This window comes from Methylobacterium gnaphalii, assembly GCF_007992215.1.
GTDB lineage: Bacteria > Pseudomonadota > Alphaproteobacteria > Rhizobiales > Beijerinckiaceae > Methylobacterium > Methylobacterium gnaphalii.
Window position 1 is genome coordinate 21,843 of sequence record NZ_BJZV01000039.1, and the last position, 6,000, is coordinate 27,842.

Annotated in this window: 3 protein-coding genes; 1 reads left to right on the forward strand and 2 read right to left on the reverse strand. The window is 65.2% G+C overall.

The features are described 5' to 3' along the window. Window positions 1-729: 729 nt before the first annotated feature. Together MGN01_RS21055 and MGN01_RS21060 are read right to left on the reverse strand one after the other, a co-directional pair. Window positions 730-3,924, reverse strand: coding sequence for an efflux RND transporter permease subunit (locus MGN01_RS21055; RefSeq protein WP_147048786.1), 3,195 nt, complete (start codon window positions 3,922-3,924; stop codon window positions 730-732). A 90-nt stretch (window positions 3,925-4,014) separates the two neighbouring features. Then, entirely contained in the window at window positions 4,015-5,277 is a 1,263-nt protein-coding gene (locus MGN01_RS21060; protein ID WP_147048787.1) for an efflux RND transporter periplasmic adaptor subunit, read from the reverse strand. Between the two features lie 88 nt (window positions 5,278-5,365). On the opposite strand from MGN01_RS21060, the gene MGN01_RS21065 reads away from it, so the two are divergent. Next, window positions 5,366-5,965, forward strand: coding sequence for a TetR/AcrR family transcriptional regulator (locus tag MGN01_RS21065; RefSeq protein ID WP_147048788.1), 600 nt, complete (start codon window positions 5,366-5,368; stop codon window positions 5,963-5,965). Window positions 5,966-6,000: the final 35 nt, after the last annotated feature.

The following is a 6,000-nucleotide window of genomic DNA, read 5'->3' on the forward strand; positions in this document are numbered from 1 at the left end:
CGACGAAAACCGGAGCCTTCGAAGCTCACGACCTCAAGCTCTGCCCGATGGTAAGCGAACTCATCGCGCTCATTCCCCCCGAAGCTCGGATCGGACCCGTCATCGTCGATGAGTTGGCCGGTCGCCCTACGCCGAATCTGCCTACGGTCGCGAATGGCGGGTCGTGGCACGGGCAGCAGGCGTGCCGACTGCCAATGCCGCCAAGGCATGGCGGAGGGTGTCGCTTCTGACGGGTGCGCAAGCGTCTGCTTTCGAGAGGCTCTGAGTAAGGGTCCTACGACGAGGTTGGGGGTCGAAAGCAGCATCGCTGATGGGGGTACAAATCTACCGGTCTGCCTTCGGGCGCCAAAGTCACGAAGCGGACGTCCGGCATCCGGCTCGATCTGGCCGAAAGTAGCTTGGCTGTTGCGCCATTCGTTGAGATGCGCGGCCTGAGAGGCCCGCCGGGAGTGGGAGAATTGCCGCGAAGGGCAGATGAAGCAGTCGGCATCTTCCTTGCCGGCATTCTTGCCCGAGCAAGAGCCGAAGATGCATGAGTGGTGCTGGAGGATCGGAGCTTCGCAGACAGCTACAGCGATGCCGAACTCGCGTCCGTCGCGGATAAGGTAATCGGCCATTTCGGCGGCAAGCCGGTCCAGCTGACCGCAACAATAATCCGGGAGCGCCGTAAGATCCGCGGCGGCATCAGAGCTGCCGCGGTCGTGTCTCAAGTGCTGAACGAGCTTGTCCTCACACGGCCTCCAGCACGTGATTGGGCGCGATCGGCGCTACAGCGGCTCCATGGTGCTTGAGCCCCTTGTCGCCGCTCAGTCGACGTAGCAGCACGTAGAAGACCGGTGTCAGGAAGAGCCCAAATGCGGTGACGCCGATCATGCCGGAGAACACGGCGACGCCCATGGCGTTGCGCATCTCCGCACCGGCTCCCGTGGCCGTTACCAGCGGCAGCACGCCCATGATGAAGGCCATCGAGGTCATCAGGATCGGGCGCAGCCGCAGGCGGCTGGCCTCGATGGCGGCCTGGAGGGGCGTGCAGCCGGCGAATTCCAGCTCGCGAGCGAATTCCACGATCAGGATCGCGTTCTTCGCCGACAATCCCACGAGGACGATCAGGCCGATCTGCGTGAAGACGTTGTTGTCGCCGGCCGACAGCCATACGCCGAACATCGCGGCCAGCAGGCCCATCGGCACGATCATCAGGATCGCGAGCGGCAGCGCCAGGCTCTCGTACTGGGCGGCCAGCACGAGGAAGACGAGGATCAGCGCGAGCGGGAACACCCAGATCCCGGAATTGCCGGCAATGAATTCCTGATAGGTCAGGTCGGTCCATTCGAAGGTGAAGCCCCGCGGCAGGGTCTCCGCCGCGATGCGCGTGGCTGCAGCCTGAGCCTGTCCCGACGAGTAGCCGGGCGCGGCGCCGGCATTCACGTCGGCGGAGAGGAAGCCGTTGTAGCGCATGGCCCGCTCGGGGCCGGCGCTCTGCCGGACGCGCAGGAGCGCCGAGAGCGGCACCATCTCCCCGGAGCCGGCCCGAACCTTGAGCAGCCCGACATCGTCGGAGCGGGCACGGAACGGTGCATCGGCCTGCACACGCACCGAGTAGGTACGGCCGAACTTGTTGAAGTCGTTTACGTAAAGCGAGCCGAGGTAAATCTGCAGCGTGTCGAACACGTCGGTGACGGGGATGCGCAGTTGGCGCGCCTTGGTGCGGTCGATATCCGCGAAGAGCTGCGGCACGTTCATCTGGAAGCTGGAGAACAGCCCGGCGAGTTCCGGCGCCTGCATCGCCTTGGCCATGAAGGCCTTGGTGGCGTCGTTGAGCGCCTCGTAGCCGAGACCGGCCCGGTCCTCGATCTGCAGCTTGAAACCGCCGATCGTGCCGAGGCCGTTGACCGGCGGCGGCGGGAACATCGCGATGAAGGCCTCCGGAATCGCCGCGTATTTCTTGTTCAGCGACATCGCAATGGCCGCGCCGCTGAGCGACGGGTCCTTGCGCTCGTCGAACGGCTTCAGCGTCGAGAACACGATCCCTGAATTCGAGCTATTGGTGAAGCCGTTGATCGAGAGGCCGGGGAAGGCGACGGCGCTCTCGACGCCCGGCTCCTTCAGAGCGATCTCGCTCATCTGACGGATCACCTCCTCGGTCCGGTCGAGGGTGGCGCCGTCCGGCAGCTGCGCGAAGCCGACGAGGTATTGCTTGTCCTGGCCGGGGACGAAGCCGCCGGGAATCTGGCGGAAGAGCACGACGGTCAGGCCCACGAGCCCGACATAGAGCACCATCATCACCGTCTTGCGCGAGACGACGAAGCCGACGCCGCGGCCATATCCGTTCGACGCCGCGCCGAAGGCCCGGTTGAAGCGGCGGAAGAACCATCCGAGCAGCGTGTCGAGGATCCGGGTCAGGCGGTCCTTCGGAGCGTGATGGTCCTTCAGCAGCAGGGCCGAGAGGGCCGGCGACAGGGTCAGCGAGTTGACGGCCGAGATCACCGTCGAGATCGCGATGGTCAGGGCGAACTGCTTGTAGAACTGGCCCGTCAGGCCGCTGATGAAGGCCAGCGGCACGAAGACCGCCACAAGCACCAGGGCGATGGCGATGATCGGGCCCGAGACCTCGCGCATCGCCTGATAACTGGCCTCACGCGGCGAGAGCCCGGCCTCGATGTTGCGCTCGACGTTCTCGACCACGACAATCGCGTCGTCGACGACGATGCCGATGGCGAGCACGAGGCCGAACAGGCTCAGCGCGTTGATCGAGAATCCGAAGACATGCATCACAGCGAAGGTGCCGACGATCGAGACCGGCACGGCGAGCAGCGGGATGATCGAGGCCCGCCAGGTCTGCAGGAACAGGATCACCACGAGCACGACGAGAGCGATGGCCTCGAGCAGCGTGTGGATCACCGCCTCGATGGAGGCGCGCACGAACTGCGTCGGATCGTAGACGATCTGGTAGTCGACGCCCTCGGGCATGTTCTTCTTGATCTCGGCCATGGTCCGGCGGACCTCGTCCGAGATCTGGATCGCGTTCGAGCCTGGTGACTGGGAGATCGGGATCGCGACGGCCGACTTGTTGTCGAGCAGCGACCGAAGCGCGTAGTCGGAGGCGCCGAGCTCGATCCGGGCGACATCGCGCAGACGGGTGATCTCACCATCCGCGCCGGTCTTCACGACGATGTCGCCGAATTGCTCCTCGCTGTTCAGGCGCCCCTCTGCGTTGAGGGAGAGCTGCAGGTCGAGCCCCGGCACCGCAGGCGATGAACCGATGACGCCGGCCGCCGCCTCGACGTTCTGGGCCTGGATCTCACGCACGACGTCGCCAGCGGACAGGCCGTGCTCGGCCACCTTCTGCGGGTCGAGCCAGATGCGCATCGAATAGTCGCCGGAGCCGAAGAGTTGCACCTGTCCGACGCCGTCGAGGCGGGCGAGCCGGTCCTTGATGTTCAGCACCGCGTAGTTGCGGAGATACGTCATGTCGTAGCGCCCGTTGGGCGAGACGAGGTGTACGACCATGGTCAGGTCGGGCGAGCTCTTCACCGTGACGATGCCGAGCTGGCGGACCACGGCCGGCAGGCGCGGCTCGGCCTGCGCGACGCGGTTCTGGACGAGCTGCTGAGCCTTGTCGGGATCGGTGCCGAGCTTGAACGTGACCGTCAGCGTCATAATGCCGTCGGTCGTGGCCTGGCTCGACATGTAGAGCATGCCTTCGACGCCATTGATCTGCTCCTCGATCGGCGTCGCCACGGTCTCGACGATGACCTTCGGATTGGCGCCCGGGAAGGTCGCGCGCACGACGACCGACGGGGGCACCACATCCGGGTATTCGGAGATCGGCATCGCGAAGAGCGAGAGCAGGCCGCCGATGAAGATCAGCACGGACAGGACGCCGGCGAAGATCGGGCGGTCGATGAAGAACTTGGAGAGGTTCATGCCGCCCTCCGCGGGCGAGTAGAGACGAAGGAAGAGAGGGCAGCCGCAATGCGGCAGCCTGGAAGGTCGATAGGGCGCGAAGGGCGGGTGCTAGCCGGGGTCGGCGTTCGCGAGTTTGCGCGTGTCCTGGCCGTCAGGACGCAGGCCCATGGCGACATCCTCGGGCTTGATGAGGCTGCCCGGACGAACGCGTTGCAGCCCGTTGACCACGATGCGCTCGCCGCCGGCGAGACCCGCGGTGACGACGCGAAGGCCGTCGACGGCCCGGCCGAGGGTGACGGCACGGAACTCAGCCCGGCTGTCTGCGCCGACCACGAGGACGAACTTCTTGTCCTGGTCGGTGCCGATGGCGCGCTCGTCCACGAGAAGAAGCTTCTCCGGAGCGGCCTGACCGAGCCGCATGCGCGCGAACTGGCCAGGGATCAGGCGGCCGTCGCCGTTGTCGAAGGTCGCGCGGACGCGGACCGTACCGCTATGGGCGTCGACCTTGTTGTCGATGAACTGGAGATGGCCCTTCGATGTGATCCCATCGGACGTCACCATCTCGACGGGGATTCGATCGAGCTTGCCGCGACCGCCCTTCGGTTCAGCGATCGAGGCTAGCGCCTTCAGGACAATGGTCTCGTTGGCATCGAAACCCGCATAGACCGGGTCGACCGAGACGAGCGAAGTCAGAACGGCTCCGGCCGCGCCGGCTGTCACCAGATTGCCAGGCGTGATCTCGCGGCGTCCGACACGGCCGCCGACAGCGGCGCGGACCTGGGTGTAGCCGAGGTTCAGCCGGGCCGTTTCCAGGGCAGCCTTGGCGCCGTCGAGGCCGGCTTTCGCCTCCTTGAAGGCGTTGGCACGCACATCGAGATCGCGAACCGTGACGATGGCTTGGTCCGACAGGCGCTTGCCGCGCTCTAGGTCGCTCGTCGTCAAGGCGACGCGCGCCTCGGCGCTGGCCACCTGCGCTTCCAGGCGCTGAACCTCGGCAGCGTAGGGGGCGGGGTCGATCGTCACCAGCAGGTCGCCCGGCTTGACCAGCTCGCCCTCCGCGAAATGCGTGGACAGGATTGCGCCACCAACCCGCGCCCGCACATCGATGCGGTCGACGGCTTCGAGCCGGCCCGAGAACTCGTCCCAGAGCACGACGTCGCGCGGCTCGATGGCGGCGACGGCAGCAGGCACGGCCTGCTCGGCGGCCGGCGAAGCGGCGACGGCCTCAGCGGGGCGGAACATCGACGGCGGTACGAGGCTATAGGACGCGCTTGCCAGCAGCACGGCGACCATTCCGACCCCTACGCTGCGTCGGGATAGGAAGCGCGATAGGGATGGGGCACGATCAGGGTTCACGACCGACTCCGACATATGTACAGTTCGCTACACATGTCGGTATGGACCTTGGCCGTCAAGATGCTTATTTATCGTTCGATAAATAAATTGGAGCTTATGGGCAATGGTAATGGGGCGGCCCCGGTCCTTCTGCACGGACAAGGCGCTCGAGGAGGCGATGGAGGTGTTCTGGCGCCACGGCTACGACGGCTCCAGCGTCGCCATGCTCACCAAGGCCATGGGCATCAAGCCACCAAGCCTCTACGCCGCCTTCGGAAGCAAAGAGGGCTTGCTCAAGGCTGCGCTTGACCGGTACGCCCAAAGGCGGGCGGAACACATGCAATATGTGCTTGCTGGGAAAACAGCGCATGACGTGGCCGAGCGCTTTCTGAGTAGCATTGCCGAGAGCCATACTGATCCCGCCAACCCGCCTGGCTGCCTGCTCGTCCAGGGCGGCTTGGCGTGCGGTGAGGGGTCTGAGAGCATCCCCTTTGAACTTGCCAATAAGCGGGCGGAGACTGAACGAGACCTCAGAGAACGGTTCGTGATCGCCCGTCGAACCGGTGATCTTCCTGAGGACTCTGATCCCAAGGCTTTGGCGCGTTTCCTTTCGACCATCGCTTCAGGGATGGGTGTACTTGCCTCATCGGGGGCCGATCGAGAGGCTTTACGTGAGGTTGCGCGCGTATCGCTTCGCGCGTTCTCGGCGTCGAAGACCGTCTGAGTTTGGTCGGATGCTGAGAAGCGACGTATCGGCTT